Origin of the sequence: Cedecea colo (genome assembly GCF_011808225.1) — a bacterium.
Taxonomy (GTDB): domain Bacteria; phylum Pseudomonadota; class Gammaproteobacteria; order Enterobacterales; family Enterobacteriaceae; genus Dryocola; species Dryocola colo.
This window is the reverse complement of the sequence record NZ_SOYS01000005.1, coordinates 148,995-164,411: the sequence shown is the minus strand read 5'-3', so window position 1 is coordinate 164,411 and position 15,417 is coordinate 148,995. Positions and strand designations below refer to the sequence as shown.

Annotated in this window: 14 protein-coding genes and 2 pseudogenes; 8 read left to right on the top strand and 8 right to left on the bottom strand. The window is 54.8% G+C overall.

Translation table 11 applies throughout. From position 1 onward, the window contains the following. Positions 1 to 46 precede the first annotated feature (46 nt). The 6 genes from pgpA to nrdR form a co-directional block, all read right to left on the bottom strand. A complete protein-coding gene (gene pgpA, locus E2L00_RS12800) occupies positions 47 to 553 on the bottom strand; it encodes a phosphatidylglycerophosphatase A (protein WP_167612089.1) in 507 nt (168 codons plus the stop codon). Beyond that, positions 540 to 1,517, bottom strand: a complete 978-nt coding sequence (gene thiL, locus E2L00_RS12795) for a thiamine-phosphate kinase (RefSeq protein ID WP_167612086.1) — start codon at positions 1,515 to 1,517, stop codon at positions 540 to 542. The genes pgpA and thiL overlap by 14 nt, the downstream gene beginning before the upstream one ends. Positions 1,518 to 1,724: 207 nt before the next feature. Further along, positions 1,725 to 2,144, bottom strand: a complete 420-nt coding sequence (nusB, locus tag E2L00_RS12790) for a transcription antitermination factor NusB (RefSeq protein WP_167612083.1) — start codon at positions 2,142 to 2,144, stop codon at positions 1,725 to 1,727. Positions 2,145 to 2,164: 20 nt separating this feature from the next. Beyond that, on the bottom strand, positions 2,165 to 2,635 hold the full coding sequence (gene ribH, locus E2L00_RS12785; RefSeq protein ID WP_167612081.1) for a 6,7-dimethyl-8-ribityllumazine synthase: 471 nt from the start codon (positions 2,633 to 2,635) through the stop codon (positions 2,165 to 2,167). Between the two features lie 85 nt (positions 2,636 to 2,720). After that, on the bottom strand, positions 2,721 to 3,830 hold the full coding sequence (gene ribD / locus E2L00_RS12780; RefSeq protein ID WP_167612078.1) for a bifunctional diaminohydroxyphosphoribosylaminopyrimidine deaminase/5-amino-6-(5-phosphoribosylamino)uracil reductase RibD: 1,110 nt from the start codon (positions 3,828 to 3,830) through the stop codon (positions 2,721 to 2,723). A 5-nt stretch (positions 3,831 to 3,835) separates the two neighbouring features. Next, positions 3,836 to 4,285, bottom strand: coding sequence for a transcriptional regulator NrdR (gene nrdR, locus E2L00_RS12775; protein WP_064516598.1), 450 nt, complete (start codon positions 4,283 to 4,285; stop codon positions 3,836 to 3,838). 150 nt (positions 4,286 to 4,435) lie between these two features. Between nrdR and E2L00_RS12770 the strand changes: the two genes are divergently transcribed. Both E2L00_RS12770 and E2L00_RS12765 read left to right on the top strand, forming a co-directional pair. Next, a complete protein-coding gene (locus E2L00_RS12770; RefSeq protein WP_167612075.1) occupies positions 4,436 to 4,984 on the top strand; it encodes a SadB/YajI family lipoprotein in 549 nt (182 codons plus the stop codon). 437 nt (positions 4,985 to 5,421) lie between these two features. After that, positions 5,422 to 6,315 (top strand): nucleoside-specific channel-forming protein Tsx, encoded by an 894-nt coding sequence (locus E2L00_RS12765; RefSeq protein WP_167612067.1) that lies wholly within the window; start codon positions 5,422 to 5,424, stop codon positions 6,313 to 6,315. A gap of 126 nt (positions 6,316 to 6,441) precedes the next feature. Here the strand turns inward: E2L00_RS12765 and E2L00_RS12760 are convergent. After that, positions 6,442 to 6,731, bottom strand: a pseudogene (locus E2L00_RS12760) (helix-turn-helix transcriptional regulator); the annotation flags it as partial. Positions 6,732 to 7,119: 388 nt separating this feature from the next. On the opposite strand from E2L00_RS12760, the gene licT reads away from it, so the two are divergent. The 6 genes and pseudogenes from licT to E2L00_RS12730 all read left to right on the top strand — a co-directional run. Further along, entirely contained in the window at positions 7,120 to 7,974 is an 855-nt protein-coding gene (gene licT, locus E2L00_RS12755) for a BglG family transcription antiterminator LicT (RefSeq protein WP_167612064.1), read from the top strand. A gap of 182 nt (positions 7,975 to 8,156) precedes the next feature. Next, positions 8,157 to 9,998, top strand: coding sequence for a beta-glucoside-specific PTS transporter subunit IIABC (locus E2L00_RS12750; protein WP_167612061.1), 1,842 nt, complete (start codon positions 8,157 to 8,159; stop codon positions 9,996 to 9,998). Between the two features lie 11 nt (positions 9,999 to 10,009). Continuing rightward, on the top strand, positions 10,010 to 11,482 hold the full coding sequence (locus tag E2L00_RS12745; protein WP_167612059.1) for a glycoside hydrolase family 1 protein: 1,473 nt from the start codon (positions 10,010 to 10,012) through the stop codon (positions 11,480 to 11,482). A 9-nt stretch (positions 11,483 to 11,491) separates the two neighbouring features. Next, positions 11,492 to 12,883 carry a glycoside hydrolase family 1 protein gene (locus E2L00_RS12740; protein ID WP_167612056.1) on the top strand — a complete coding sequence of 464 codons (1,392 nt, stop codon included), beginning with the start codon at positions 11,492 to 11,494 and terminating at the stop codon, positions 12,881 to 12,883. Between the two features lie 63 nt (positions 12,884 to 12,946). After that, on the top strand, positions 12,947 to 13,906 hold the full coding sequence (locus tag E2L00_RS12735; RefSeq protein WP_167612378.1) for an alpha/beta hydrolase: 960 nt from the start codon (positions 12,947 to 12,949) through the stop codon (positions 13,904 to 13,906). 196 nt (positions 13,907 to 14,102) lie between these two features. Then, positions 14,103 to 14,231, top strand: a pseudogene (locus E2L00_RS12730) (outer membrane protein OmpK); the annotation flags it as partial. A 206-nt stretch (positions 14,232 to 14,437) separates the two neighbouring features. Here the strand turns inward: E2L00_RS12730 and secF are convergent. Further along, entirely contained in the window at positions 14,438 to 15,409 is a 972-nt protein-coding gene (gene secF, locus E2L00_RS12725) for a protein translocase subunit SecF (RefSeq protein WP_167612053.1), read from the bottom strand. Between the last annotated feature and the right edge of the window lie 8 nt (positions 15,410 to 15,417).

Genomic DNA, 15,417 nt, shown 5'->3' with positions numbered 1-15,417 from the left:
GGTAGATTTTGCAGGGCGGATGACGCAGATTTATCCGCCCTGTCATTTAAATCAGCCCTATCGGCCACTGGTGTCCAAGCAGATAAATTATCCCTGCCGAGAGCACGCCTGCGACGATATCATCGATCATGATCCCCATCCCGCCCTGCACGTTGCGGTCAAACCAGCGGATCGGCCATGGCTTCCACATATCAAGGATGCGGAAAATCACAAAGCCGGCGGCAACCCAGCGCCAGTCATTAATCGGCAGCGCCATCAGCGTTATCCACATGCCGATGAATTCGTCCCACACGATGCTGCCGTGGTCATGAACGCCCATATCACGCGCCGTTTGATGACACAGATAAACGCCGATGCAGATCCCCAGCATCACCACCAGCGAATAAAGCTGCCACGGCAGGAAGGTCATCAGATACCAGAACGGGATCGCGGCAAGCGATCCCATGGTGCCGGGTACAATCGGGCTTAACCCGCTGCCGAAACCGGTAGCCAGCAAATGCCACGGATTGAGCAGGTTCAGGCGGCTTTTTGCCACATCTTTAGTGCGACGCAAAGTGGTCGTATCCTTTTAAGTCCAGGGTGACAGGCCTGCCCTCTTCAAAGAACTGAAGCCCTTCTGAAGCAGGAACGACCTGGCCGATGCAGGTAAACGGCACGCCCAGATTACCAATAGCGACATCCAGCGCGCCGCGATTCAGCTCTGGGACCGTAAAGCAAAGTTCATAATCTTCGCCGCCGGAAAGCGCCCAGCGCAGAGCCTGCTCAGCGTCAACGTTATCGCGCATTGCCTCTGAATACGGCAGCGAATCGAGCAGTATTCTTGCCCCGCAATCGCTGGCTTTCAGTATATGACCGAGATCGGAAACCAACCCATCTGAGAGATCGATGGCGCTACTCGCCCGATCGCGCAGGGCCTGGCCGTGCAGCACACGCGGTTTCGGACGCAGGTGGCGCTTGCGCAGATAATCCGCCTGCTGAGCATCCGCCACATCCAGACGATCCTGCAAGATTGCCAGACCGGCGGCGCTGTCGCCCGGCGTTCCGGTGACATAAATCCAGTCGCCAGCGCGGGCACCGCTACGCTTAAGCGCGCGCCCGGCGGGTACCAGCCCGTGAATACCGAGCGTCATAGAAAGCGGGCCGCGAGTGGTATCGCCGCCAATCAACTGCATACCGTAGTAATCAAGCTGTTCAAACAGGCTGTCGCTGAAGGCTTCAAGCCAGGGTTCATCAACTTCCGGGAGCGTGATGGCCAGCGTCAGCCAGGCGGGATCGGCACCCATTGCGGCCAAATCACTTAAGTTGACGGCCAATGCTTTGTAGCCCAGATCGCGCGGATCGATATCCGGCAGGAAGTGAACACCCGAGACAAGCGTATCGGTGCTTATCGCCAGCAGCTGCTTTTCCGCTACGCTCAGCAATGCACAATCGTCGCCAATACCGGTTTCAACATCACGACGGGTACTTCTTACGCGATCAAAATAACGGGCAATCAGGGAAAACTCACCGCATGCCATGCGTTATGCCTCTGAAAGATGTATAAAAAACGAAGGCCAGCTAAACCGGCCATAGACTGCCGACAAAGCGCTTTGCTCTAAAAGTACTGAATTATGGACTAATAAAAACAAAGGATTATGTCTTCTGTTTTACCTCAAACGCAAAAAACCACGTTTTTTTGGCGTCTGCCATCAATCTGAAGGCCGGATAAACCGGCCTGATGGAGATTATTTTCTGTGGGGACGGATTTGCGGAGCGGCTTTATCGAGCACGCCGTTGACAAACTTGTGGCTGTCTTCGGCACCGAAGGTTTTCGCCAGGTCGATGGCTTCGTTAATCGCCACTTTATAAGGCACGTCATCACGTTTTGACAGTTCAAACAGTGCGATACGCAGAACCGCTTTTTCTACCTGGCCCAACTCTTCGAGCTGACGTGACAGGTAAGGCTTCATCAGCCCATCCAGATACGCGCTGTTAGTAGCCACCCCGCTCAGCAGTTCGCGGAAGTAGTTAACGTCAACATCCTTGACGTCCTGTTCCGCCAGGAACTGGTATTCGACATCAGCGATGTCGTTGCGAGATAACTGCCAGGAGTAAAGCGCCTGAACGGCACACTCACGGGCACGGCGACGAGCAGCAGGTTTCACAGATTTCCCCTTACAAAAAATCAGGCCTTGATGGCTTTCAATACATTAATCATTTCAAGCGCGGTCAGTGCAGCTTCTGCACCTTTGTTACCGGCTTTTGTGCCAGCGCGTTCGATGGCTTGTTCAATACTTTCGGTGGTCAGTACGCCGAAGGCGACTGGAATACCGCTTTGCTGGGCAACGCTTGCCAGACCGTTGCTGGCGCCGCCGGCAACATATTCAAAGTGCGCAGTGCCGCCACGGATAACCGTACCCAGCGCAATCACCGCATCGTAACGACCGGTTTTCGCCAGCGCGTCTGCGGCCAGCGGCAGCTCATAAGCACCCGGCACCCAGACAACGGTGATATTTTCGTCTTTGACCTGGCCGATACGCTTCAGGGCGTCGATAGCACCGTCCAGCAGGCTGTCATTGATGAAGTTGTTAAAACGCGCGATGGTGATGGCGACGCGGGCGTCCGGAGTAGCAACGGCTGCTTCAATAATGTTCATAATCTTCCTTTACGGGTTCTGTTTAGCCCCGCGGGGGGGCGGATTTTATCATAATCTTTTGGCGACTGCTTACGTTTTGACTGCGCTAATAACGCGGCGTCAAATGCAGGCATAAATCCGGGCCAACATGGCGAACTTCACTGAACGTAAACTCAGGCGCATCGGCGAGTTTTTCAAGCCCCGGCAGGTTGCACAGGCCACGGGCATCGTTGCCAAGAAGCTTAGGGGCAACGTAAACAATCAGTTCATCGACCAGCCCCGCCTGGAGCAGCGCGCCGCCAAGCGTTGCGCCCGCCTCCACCCACACGGCGTTTATCTGGCGTTTGCCAAGCAGCATCATCATAACCACCAAATCGAGATGGCCGTTATGCTGCGGAACGATAAACTGCTCAACGCCTTCCGGCCAGGCCTGTTCGTCCGCCACGCAGCGTGCAAGCCAGGTTTCCCCCGGCTGGGTGATAATTTTATGCTGGGGCGTAACGCGATTCTGGCTGTCGATAATAATGCGCGTCGGCTGGCGTAAATTCTCTTCGGCATAAACAGCCTGAGCGGCGCTATTCAGCTCGTTCCAGCGCACGGTCAGTGAAGGATTGTCTGCCAGCACCGTAGCGCTGCTGCTAAGAATAGCTGCGCTTTGCGCGCGCAGACGCTGCACATCGCGACGAGATTCAGGCGAGGTAATCCACTGGCTTTCGCCGTTCGCCATAGCTGTGCGACCATCCAGCGATGCGCCCAGTTTTAATTGTATATAAGGAAAGCCGGTACGCATGCGTTTGAGAAAACCGCGGTTGAGGGCTTCCGCTTCGTGCATCATCAGCCCGTGGCTGACGTCGACGCCCGCCTGTTGCAGGCGATAAAGTCCGCGTCCGGCAACCTGCGGATTCGGATCCTGCATTGCAGCAACCACGCGCGTAACGCCTGCCACAATCAGCGCGTCACAGCAAGGCGGCGTGCGGCCGTGATGGCTGCAAGGTTCAAGCGTCACGTAGGCCGTTGCGCCACGAGCCTTCTCGCCAGCCATACGCAAGGCGTGTACTTCCGCATGTGGCTCACCCGCGCGAAAATGGAAACCTTCGCCCACGATCTCGCCGTCTTTGGCAATCACGCAGCCGACGTTTGGATTTGGCATGGTGGTAAAACGACCACGCTTCGCCAGTTGTAGCGCGCGCGCCATGAATTTTTCGTCAAGCGACATCAGGGTTAGTCCTGTAAGCGGGCGATCTCTTCGCCAAATTCGCGAATATCTTCGAAGCTGCGATATACCGAGGCAAAGCGGATATAGGCTACTTTGTCGAGTTTTTTAAGCTGCTCCATAACCAGGTTGCCGATCATTTTGCTCGGCACTTCGCGCTCGCCGGTTCCACGCAGCTGGGATTTAATGTGGTTTACCGCCATTTCTACATCGTCTGAGCTAACCGGGCGCTTTTCCAGCGCTTTCAGAATACCGCTACGCAGCTTGTCCTCGTTGAAGGGTTCGCGTACGTCATTGCTTTTCACCACGCGCGGCATCACCAGCTCAGCCACCTCAAAGGTAGTAAAGCGCTCATGACACACCAGGCACTGACGACGGCGACGCACGGAAGAGCCTTCGCCAACAAGACGAGAGTCGATCACTTTGGTGTCTACTGCGAAACAGAATGGGCAATGCATGGCGCGTCCTGAAGGATTGTTCAATCAGACAATAGTTTACCGCGAAGTCGCAGGAGTACAAAGGCACGGTCTGTCGATCGGTGAAATATGACTTTTCCTCGGCAAACAGCTACGCTTAGTTAAGGAAAGAACCATAAGGAATTACAAGCCATGACAAAGACTTACCTAAGATTTCTCCTGGCTGGCTGTCTGATAAGCCTGACCGCCTGCGCCCAGCAAACCGAAGTGCGCCAGATGCGTCAGGAAGTGGGAGCGCTCAATCAGGACATGATGAAGCTCAGCGATCGGAGCGTAAAGCTAACCCAGCAGAATGCGTTGAACGCGAAATCTACCACCGGCGTGTACCTGCTGCCTGGTTCAGACACGCCAGCACGCCTGAACAGCCAGATAGGCAATCTGCAAATGTCGCTCAGTAACATTGCGGCGGAAGCGAACGGCACGCGAGCTACGCTTACCATCAAAGGAGAATCGAGCGATCCGCTGCCAGCATTTACTGCCGAAATCGCGTGGGGACAAATTCAGGGCACGACGGACAGTTATCAGGAGGTAAATGTCCAGACGCAACGGATTGCTGCGCCAGCAAGCGTGCTTGCGCCGAGCGATGTCAGCATTCCGCTACGCCTGTCAGGTGTTACGCCGGAGCAGTTAGGCTTTGTGCGCTTTCACGATATTCAGCCAGGTATTCAACCCGCACAGTAAGCCTTTAGTAAAGAACGCCCTCTCTTCCGGAAGAGGGCGAAAATAATACTCTCGCCAGTTCCCTCTCCCTGGAGGGTGAGAGGAATAACCAGCGCATTTGCTAAAGTGATTTTTTACATCCTCGCTTACGGTTTGCCCTGGCCGCTGCCATGCTCTGTTTCACGGCTAAATAGTGATAAGCATCACACTTACCTGCAACTATCCAACGCTCATTTGCTTAATTTTCTGTGGCAGGTACAATCTCGCCGTTTTTAATATGTGTAATCGTGAACGCAATCGATTACGCGAATGATGATAATGTGAAATGAAACATATTTTTGTGAGCAAGGATTTCTATAATAGGCGCGCCGATTAAAAACCAGGTAAATGGTTAATGGCTTCAGGTGGCGACTCACCTCCTCCCCTCACGGGAATCATGTAAAACAGTGGCAAATAATATGAAAAAAATTATTCTGGCGGCCGGCACCGTTCTGGCACTTTCAAGCTCTTTCTCCGCAAGCGCGGAAGAGACCAAAAGCAGCGAATATCTTTCAGACTGGTGGCACCAGAGCGTAAACGTGGTGGGCAGCTACCACACCCGCTTCGGGCCGCAAATTAATAATGATGTTTACCTGGAATATGAAGCCTTTGCCAAAAAAGACTGGTTCGATTTTTATGGCTATATCGATATCCCAAAAACCTTCCGCTGGGGTAACGGTAATGACGCGGGTATCTGGGACGACGGTTCACGTATGTTCATGGAGATCGAACCGCGTTTCTCTATCGATAAGCTGACCGGCACCAGCCTGGCCTTTGGTCCGTTTAAAGAATGGTACATCGCCAACAACTATATCTATGATATGGGCGCTCACGGCAACGAAGCAAGCAAGCAGAACACCTGGTATATGGGTCTGGGCACCGACATCGAGACGGGCCTGCCGATGAGCCTGTCTCTGAACGTGTACGCGAAATACCAGTGGCAGAACTATGGCGCATCCAACGAAAACGAGTGGGATGGCTACCGCTTTAAAGTGAAATACTTTGTGCCGCTCACCACCCTGTGGGGCGGTAACCTGAGCTACATCGGTTTCACCAACTTTGACTGGGGCTCAGATCTGGGCGATGACAATTTCTACGACAACAACGGTCGTCATGCTCGCACCAGCGACTCTATCGCCTCCAGCCATATCCTGGCGCTGAACTACGATCACTGGCATTACTCCGTGGTGGCGCGTTACTGGCACAACGGTGGTCAGTGGAACGATGACGCCAGCCTGAACTTCGGTAACGGTGATTTCAACGTGCGTTCTACCGGCTGGGGCGGTTATCTGGTTGTGGGTTATAACTTCTGATAACTCACCATGCTAAAGGAAAGCCGACCGCTTAACTGCCGGTCGGCTTTTTTATTTCCGACAGGTAGTCAGCTTGTTGCTGCAAACGGATAAAATCCGCCAGCGAGCGATCCGGGCGCTCAATAAGAGCATCGCCAGTAGCTTCCGTTCCGCAGCCCACGCCATCGAGTCCCCGCTCCAGGTTTTCACCAGTCGAATCGCGCAATCAGCGCTTCAACTTCGTCAGGTGTCAGCATTAAAGGCGACAGGTCGTAGCCCGACAGCAGCCGATAACCGCAGCCTGCTTCTCCTTCAACCGGCACGCCGGAAAGTGAAAGATCCCGGATATCACGATAGATAGTACGCTCGGAAACTTCGAGCCGCTCAGCCAGCATCGTGGCCGTCGAAACACGACGACGGCGGAGGATCTGGTCAATTTAAAAAAGGCGAATAGCGTTGCGGCTTCTTTTTTACCGCTCCAGGGCAGCCTTTTTCTAATAATGCGCGGCCACTGAAGTGATTCGCGGCGTTAAACCTTGCGCCAGTAAGCTGTAATCCACATCGGCACACGGAAAAGTGACAATGTTTGTCCTTCGCAGGCTACGTTTCAGCTGAAAAAGTGCTTTTCGCAAACCGGATCACAATTTGGCATATGAATTTACCTGAGCCCTTTTGTTGCATTGAATATTTTTTTGCACGGTGCTAGTTTTTTAACTGCATTACGCTTGTTACCGATAATCGGGCAAAACCTAAATGCAGACTGAGGGGCCAATCCGCCCAGCGCTGTATTTATGTTTTGCCCGATTTTGTTTTCAGGAGTTGGCGATGCTGGTCAAACAAATATTAAATAATAATGTTGTCAGCGCGGTTGATGAAGATGGCCTGGAGGTTATTTTAACCGGCCGTGGGCTGGGGTTTAATACCCACAGCGGGGCCAGCGTTGACCGACAAGCCATTGAGAAAATATTCCATCTGGAAGATTCGCAAGTCTCCGCACGGTTTAAAGATTTGGTCAGCGAAGTGCCGGTCGATATTTTGCAATTAACCGCGGATATCGTCACGCTGGCACGCAATACGCTTCCCCATAAGCTCAGCGAAGGGTTGTATGTCACTCTCGCCGATCACCTGCACTTTGCGCTGCAACGCCAACAAAACAATGAGATTTTGCCCAATCCTCTGGAGTGGGAAGTGCGTCATTTTTACACCAGCGAGTACGGCGTTGGCCGTCAGGCGCTGGGCATGGTTGTCGCCCGCACCGGAACATTATTACCCGACAGCGAGGCCTGCAGTATCGCTCTGCATATTGTGAATGCCGGGTTGAATGACACCATGGGAAAAACCGCACAAATCACGCGCCTTATTTACCAATTGCAGAACATTGTTAAGTATTTTTTCAACTTGCCGCTCGACGAACACAGCCTTAATTATCAGCGGTTCATTACTCATTTAAAATTTTTCGCCCAACGGGTGATTGATGGCGTGGTGTTAAATAATGATGACGAGGAATTCTTCGAACTGGTCCAGCGGCGTTATCAAACCACGCTGAAATGTGTCGAAGCGATGAATGAGTTCGTCAGCAAGAATTATCATCACCCCATGAGCAACTCGGAAAAGCTCTATCTCGCGGTGCATATCGAGAATATTGTGCAGCGCACATCGCCAAACGCGGAAAAGGTATAGCGCGTAGGTGAATATACGCAGATGACTTCAGGGCACAGAACGTTACCCGAAGCATGAAGCGTATCAATTCCATCCAGGCTTGTTACTGTTAAATCAGGCAAACCCCAGAGGAAACAAGGTCCCGGCTAACGCCGGTCATTGTGGATGAAGTCGGTATTTGGCTTCAGTCTGGAGGAATTTTTATGAACTATCAGGACACTGCGCGGCAGATAATTGCCCTTATCGGTGGAAAGGACAACGTACTGTCGCTGTTTCACTGTATTACCCGTCTGCGTTTTTTACTCAAAGACAACAACAAGGCCGACCGCGCGAAGCTTGAAGCGCTCGACGGCGTGATTGGCGTCAACATCTCCGGCGATCAGTTCCAGCTGATTATCGGTAATGAAGTCGGCCCCTTATGCAACGCGCTACTCAGCCAGCTCCCCGGGCTGGAAAACAATGCGCGTCCCACCAAACGGCGTAACCCTGTCTCGGTGGTACTGGAGGGGTTGTCGAGCATCTTCTCTCCTGTCATTCCCGCCATCGCCGGGGCCGGTATTCTGAAAGGTTTGCTGGCGCTGATGGTCGCCATGAAATGGGTAGAAACCTCCAATCAGACCTACCAAATCCTGCTGGCCATCAGCGACGGGGTTTTCTACTTTATGCCGCTGGCGCTCTCTTTTAGCGCGGCGAAAAAATTCGGCGCCAACCCCTATGTCGCCGTGGCCCTCGCCGCCGTGCTTTTCCACCCGGCGATTCAGGCGCTGTTTAAGGCGGGCGCGCCGGTGCACTTTATTGGCCTGCCCGTACCAACGGTTAATTACGCCTCAACGGTAATTCCGATACTGCTGGCGGTGTGGCTGCTCAGCCACGTTGAACGCTGGGTCGACCGCATTATACCCGGCCCGCTCAAAACTATGTTTGTGCCGCTGCTGTGTCTGCTGATCGTCACCCCCATCACACTTATCGCCATCGGCCCGGTGGGCATTTTTGCCGGTAACGCCCTCTCAGGCGGCATTATCTGGCTGGTGGAGAACATGGGGATCGTGGCGGGGATTGTGGTCGGCGGCACGCTGTCGCTCATCATCATCACCGGTATGCACTATGTGATCGTACCGATCATGATCAACAACATCAGCACCATAGGTTACGACCCGATCAAGATCCTCTTTTACATCGCCAACCTCGGCCAGGCCGGTGCCGCTTTCGGCGTGTTCCTGCGCGCTCGCGACAAAAAACTCAAATCACTGGCGCTCACCACCAGTTTTAGCGCCGCGATGGGGATTACTGAACCGGCGATGTACGGGGTCAACATTCGCTACAAACGTCCGTTTGCCGCCGCGTTGATTGGCGGGGCCTGCGGCGGCGCGTTCGCTATGGCAATGGGGGTAAAAACCTACGCCTTTGCCTTAAGCGGCCTGCCGGGTATTCCCGGTCTGGTCGGCCCCACCTTCTTATGGGCGCTGGTCAGTATCGCCATCTCATTTGTCGGTGCCGCCATCATCACCGTGATCCTGGGCTTTGAGGAGGCTACCCAACCGGTGATCGCAGGCGTGAGCCCAATGCCCATCGCCCAGTCGGAAGAGAAGCTGTTTGCCCCGGTCAGCGGTGAATTGAAAGCCCTCAATACCCTGAGTGACCCGGTCTTCGCCGACGAGATTTTCGGCAAAGGGCTGGCGATTTACCCCACCACGGGCGAATTACGCTCCCCGGTTAACGGCAAGGTGGAGTCGGTCTTCGAAACCCACCACGCGCTGGCGCTGCAAAGCGATACCGGGGCGGAAATCCTGATTCATATCGGCATTGATACCGTCAAATTGGGCGGCAGGCACTTCGCCTGCCATATCGAAGCCGGACAGTTTGTTGAAGTCGGCGATCTGCTGGTCACCTTTGATCTCGACGCGCTGCACGCAGAGGGTATCGACCCCAGCGTGATTGTGGTGGTGACCAACAGCGAACGCTACGGCGATATCAGCCCGGTTAAAGCGAATGGCGATGTTGCCAGCCGGGACGAATTTCTGACACTGACCGCATCAGCGGCATGAGGAGTAAGCGCATGACATTTTCTAAATCATTTCCGGAAGGTTTTTTGTGGGGGGGCGCAACAGCAGCAAATCAGCTCGAAGGGGCGTGGAATGTCGGTGGCAAAGGGTTGTCCGTCTCTGATGTCTATACGTTTGATATCAATACCCCCAAAGAGCGCTGGCTCGACCAATGGCTGGAAATGACCCATGCGCAGGTGCGCGAAGCGCAGGATCCGAACAGCACGAAGTATTACCCGAAACGCAAAGGCAACGACTTCTACCACCACTTCAAAGAAGATATCGCGCTGTTTGCCGGGATGGGCTTTAAATGCTTCCGTATGTCGATTGCCTGGACACGTCTTTTCCCGCGCGGTGATGAAACCACGCCAAACGAGGCCGGGCTGCAATTCTACGATGAGGTGTTTGACGCCCTGCTCGCCCACGGTATCGAGCCGATTGTGTCGCTGTCGCACTACGAGATGCCGCTGGCGCTGGTGACCGATTACGGCGGCTGGCCAAACCGTCAGGTGGTGGATTTTTACGTACGCTTTGCCACCACCTGCTTTACCCGCTATCGCAAAAAAGTGAAGTACTGGATGACCTTCAACGAGATCAACTGCGTGAAGCACCATCCGTACGTCAGCGTTGGGGTGATTGAAGAGGATAACCCGCACCTCGAACAGGATAAATATCAGGGGGCGCACCACCAGTTCGTCGCCAGCGCGCTGGCCACTAAAGCCTGCCATGAGATCATTCCGGGCTCGAAAGTGGGCTGCATGATTAGCTACCAGATGCTCTACCCGCATACCTGTCACCCGGACGATTTGCAGGCCTGCGAAGAGATGCAGCGCGTGTCGCTGTTCTTTAGCGATGTGCAAGCGCACGGCTACTACCCGGCCTATACCGGCCGCATGCTGGCAGAAAAAGGCGTCACGCTGCAAAAACTGGTCGGTGACGATGAGATCCTGCGCCAGCACCCGGTCGATTTCGTGTCGTTCAGCTATTACATGTCCAGCACCGTCAGCGCGCATCCGGAAAAACTGGAAGGGGCCGAGGGCAATCTGATCGCCGGCGGCATTCGCAACCCGCACCTGCCCACCAGCCAATGGGGCTGGCAGATTGATCCGAAAGGGCTGCGCCTGGCGCTGAATCAGCTGTATGACCGCTACCAGAAGCCGCTGTTTATTGCCGAAAACGGCCTTGGTGCAGTGGATACCGTCAATGCCGATGGCTCCATCAATGACGATTACCGTATTGAGTACCTGCGCTTACACATCGAGCAGATGCAGGAAGCGCTGGCCGACGGCGTGGATCTGTTTGGCTACACCTGGTGGGGGCCGATTGACGTGGTGAGCGCGGGCACCGCGCAAATCTCCAAACGCTACGGGTTTATCTATGTCGATCAGGATGATATGGGCAACGGCACCCAGAAACGTTCCCTGAAAAAGAGTTACCACTGGTACAAAAAAGCGATCGCCTCCAATGGCGAAGATTTAACGAATTAAGGAGTGAATATGTCTGTTTTTCCGAAAGATTTCTTATGGGGCGGCGCGATTGCCGCCAACCAGGCGGAAGGTGCATGGAACGTAGACGGCAAAGGGCCGTCCATCTCTGACGTGGTACACGGCGGCATTGCCTCCGGCAAACATGATGCGGTTATCGACCCGCATAAATACTACGCCAGCCATGAAGCGATCGATTTCTATCACCATTACAAAGAAGACGTGGCGCTGTTTGCCGAGATGGGTTTTAGCTGTTTCCGCACCTCTATCGCCTGGACGCGCATCTTCCCGCGTGGCGATGAGACCACGCCCAACGAAGCCGGGCTGAAATTTTACGACGACCTGTTTGATGAACTGCTCAAACATGGCATCCAGCCGGTAATCACCCTCTCACACTATGAGACGCCGCTGGCGCTGTATCAGGAGTATGGCGGCTGGAAGAACCGCAAGCTGGTGGATTTCTTCGCCCGCTACTGCGAAGTGGTGTTCAGGCGCTATCGCGAGAAGGTCAAATACTGGATGACCTTCAATGAACTGAACAATATGAACCGAATGCCGTTTGCCACCGGCGCCGTGGACCCTAACTCCACGCCACAGGAGCTGTACCAGGCGAACCATCATCAGTTTGTCGCCAACGCGCTGGCCAACAAGCTTTGCCACGAGATTATCCCGGACGCAAAGATAGGTTGCATGCTGTCGCTGAGCACCGTTTACCCGGCTACCTGCAATCCGGAAGATATCTTCTCGACCATGCAGTTGCGCCGCCGTTCGCTGTTTTACTCCGACGTGATGATGCTCGGCCAGTATCCGGCCTGGACGCCGCGCCTGTTCCGCGAACAGAACATTGAGCTGGCGATGGAAGAAGGCGATCTGGAACTGATTGCCAGTTACCCGTCCGACTACCTCGGCTTTAGCTATTATCGCAGCGTGCTGCATCAGGCGGGCGGTGAGTTCCGCGTCGATACCGGGGGCACCGTCGGCCAGGACAATCCGTATCTGGAAAAGACCGCCTGGGGCTGGCCAATTGACGCCAAAGGGTTCCGTATCGTCTGTAATGAGCTGGCGGATCGCTACCGTAAGCCGCTGTTTATCGTCGAGAACGGCTACGGCGGCGTGGACGAACCGGATGAAAATGGCGTGATCGACGACGCGGCGCGTATCGATTATGGCCGCCAGCATATCCGTGAAATGGCCGAGGCCGTTGCCGATGGCTGCGACATCATGGGTTACACCTGGTGGGGGCCCATTGATATCGTCAGCGCCGGGACCGGCGAGATGAAAAAACGCTACGGCTTTATCTATGTCGATAAGGATAACGACGGTAACGGCACCCTGAAACGCAGTAAGAAACGTAGCTTTGACTGGTATAAACAGGTTATCGCCAGCAACGGCGAATCACTGTAAGGTAATGGCGGAGCGGGAGATTTCCCGCTCCGTGATGTTTACCGATACGGACAAGGCTACATGATGAATACATGGAATTTGGTCGACCCTGAGTTACGCCCGGCACTGGCTGACAGCCTTTCCCTCACCCTGACACACGACGCTCTCGTCGCACTTCGCCAACAGCGCCAGCAGGCCGCCCTGGACAATGTGCAGGCTTTCCGGGACACCGGGTTATCGGTGGAAGAACATCTTATCTCCTCGCCCGCACATCCTGCCGTCAGAGTCTGTGTGATTGCTCCCGTAACGCCGGGGCAAAACCGAATAGGCATTTTGCATATTCATGGCGGTGGCCATCTGTTTGGTAGCCCGGAACAATCGCTCTCATTGACCGGCGTTACCGCGCTACGCCATGACTGCGTGATTGTCTCGGTGGATTACCGCCTGGCCCCGGAAACCGTGTTTCCGGGCTCGCTGGAGGATTGCTATGCCGCGCTGGTGTGGATGACAAAAAACGCCGCCACGCTCGGTATCCACCCAGACCATATTGGTCTGATGGGTGACAGCGCAGGTGCCGGGCTGGCTGCGTCACTGGCCCTGCTGGCGCGCGACCGTAAAGGACCGGCGCTGGCCTTTCAGAACCTGATGTTCCCGATGCTCGATGACCGTACGGTAACGGAAGAAAACCCAAATCCGGTGACCGGCGAGTTCGCCTGGACGCGGGAATATAATCGCTTCGGCTGGCAAGCGTTGCTGGGCTGTGAGCCGGGATCTGAGGGCATTTCCCCTTACGCCGCTCCGGCACGGGCAACGGATCTGACTCATCTACCACCGACCTGGCTTGGCGTTGGCACGCTGGATCTGTTTCTCGATGAGGATATGGCGTACGCGCAGCGCCTGATCCGTGCGGGCGTTGCCGTGGAGATGGCTATCTGGCCGGGGGCATATCACGGGTTTAACTCTGATCCGCAGGCGCGCGTGGCGCAGCGGGCACGCGAGCAACGTCAGGCGTGGCTTGCGCAATTCAGGCCGGTAGCGGATTAAGCGTTTCCCCCTCGCCCCGTTCCTCTCCCACAGGGAGAAGGATAAAAACGAGCCGAGCTTAACTTCTGAAATAAGGCCTGCTCAATCGCTTCCCCGTCCCTCTGAGAGAGGACTATTCGATCGGCCCCCTCGCCCCTCCGGGAAGAGAGCTGGGGTCAGAAGCAACACCTTCTCAATAACGAACTGACATTAAGAACTGGTGGCGCGTTACTGGCACAACGGTGGTCAGTGGAACGATGACGCCAGCCTGAACTTCGGTAACGGTGATTTCAACGTGCGTTCTACCGGCTGGGACGGCTACATCGTTGTAGGATATAGCTTCTAAGATTTAACAGCTCTGTCGGGTGGCGCTACGCTTACCCGACCGACAAAACCCAAGTTTGTAGGGTGGATAAGCAAACGCGCCATCCGCCAGGATCTCCGGCCTCACTGATTCAAGCCAGCTTAGCCGCTGGCTTTTTTACATCTGTCCCAGGCGCCAGGCGAAAAAAAACCGCAGCACGGCTGCGGTTTTATCTGCTGGCAAAGCGGTTAAGGCAAAATAGACGGCTGGTCCGCGCCTTCTTTCTCTACTTTCTGCTGCAACATGTGCTCACGCTTCATGCCAAGCTTCAGCGCCAGCGCCGACGCCACGTAGATAGAAGATGCTGTACCGATAGAGACACCGATAAGCATAGTCAGCGAGAAGCCTTTAAGCATCGCGCCGCCGAACAGATACAGCATCAGGATCACCACTAAGGTGGTACCGGAGGTAATCAACGTCCTGTGCAGCGTCTGGGTTAACGACACGTTGAAGATTTCGTAAGGCGTTCCGCGACGGATTTTGCGGAAGTTTTCACGAATACGGTCGGATACCACGATGCTGTCGTTAAGCGAATAGCCGATAACCGACATCAAAGAGGCGACGATAGTTAAGTCGACTTCGATGTGGAACAGCGACAGCACGCCCATGGTGATGATCACATCGTGCGCCAGCGAGATAACCACACCGGCAGCCAGACGCCATTCGAAGCGGAATCCGACGTATACCAGAATGGAAATCAGCGCCACCAGCAGCGCCATCGCCCCGTGCTGCGCCAGATCGGCACCCACGCTTGGGCCGACGAACTCAATGCGTTTTACCGCGCCGTTCTGGTTGGTCGCATCGTTAATCACGCTGACAACTTTGCTACCTAACACCTGGCCACCGGACTCGCTCTGAGCAGGAGGCATGCGCACCATGATGTCACGGCTGCTGCCGAAGTTCTGCACCAGCGGCTCGGCAAAGCCCGCTTTCTCCAGCGCTTCGCGCATCTGATCCAGATCGGCCGGTTTTTCCAGCGAGATTTCGATAACCGTACCGCCGGTGAAGTCCAGACCCCAGTTGAAACCCTTCACACCGATAACGATGACAGAAAGGATCAGCAACAGGCCAGAGATGCCGAAAGCCCAGTAATCCCACCGCATAAAGTCATAGACCCTACGCCCGTGGTTTAATTGTTCAACAGTATATTCCTGTGCCACAACGCACT

Coding starts and splice junctions, on each gene's coding strand:
- E2L00_RS12740 (WP_167612056.1), top strand. CDS start 11,492: ATGTCTGTTTTTCCGAAAGATTTCTTATGGGGCGGCGCGATTGCCGCC.
- thiL (WP_167612086.1), bottom strand. CDS start 1,517: ATGGCATGCGGTGAGTTTTCCCTGATTGCCCGTTATTTTGATCGCGTA.
- E2L00_RS12745 (WP_167612059.1), top strand. CDS start 10,010: ATGACATTTTCTAAATCATTTCCGGAAGGTTTTTTGTGGGGGGGCGCA.
- nrdR (WP_064516598.1), bottom strand. CDS start 4,285: ATGCATTGCCCATTCTGTTTCGCAGTAGACACCAAAGTGATCGACTCT.
- E2L00_RS12765 (WP_167612067.1), top strand. CDS start 5,422: ATGAAAAAAATTATTCTGGCGGCCGGCACCGTTCTGGCACTTTCAAGC.
- ribD (WP_167612078.1), bottom strand. CDS start 3,830: ATGTCGCTTGACGAAAAATTCATGGCGCGCGCGCTACAACTGGCGAAG.
- ribH (WP_167612081.1), bottom strand. CDS start 2,635: ATGAACATTATTGAAGCAGCCGTTGCTACTCCGGACGCCCGCGTCGCC.
- E2L00_RS12750 (WP_167612061.1), top strand. CDS start 8,157: ATGAACTATCAGGACACTGCGCGGCAGATAATTGCCCTTATCGGTGGA.
- E2L00_RS12770 (WP_167612075.1), top strand. CDS start 4,436: ATGACAAAGACTTACCTAAGATTTCTCCTGGCTGGCTGTCTGATAAGC.
- licT (WP_167612064.1), top strand. CDS start 7,120: ATGCTGGTCAAACAAATATTAAATAATAATGTTGTCAGCGCGGTTGAT.
- E2L00_RS12735 (WP_167612378.1), top strand. CDS start 12,947: ATGAATACATGGAATTTGGTCGACCCTGAGTTACGCCCGGCACTGGCT.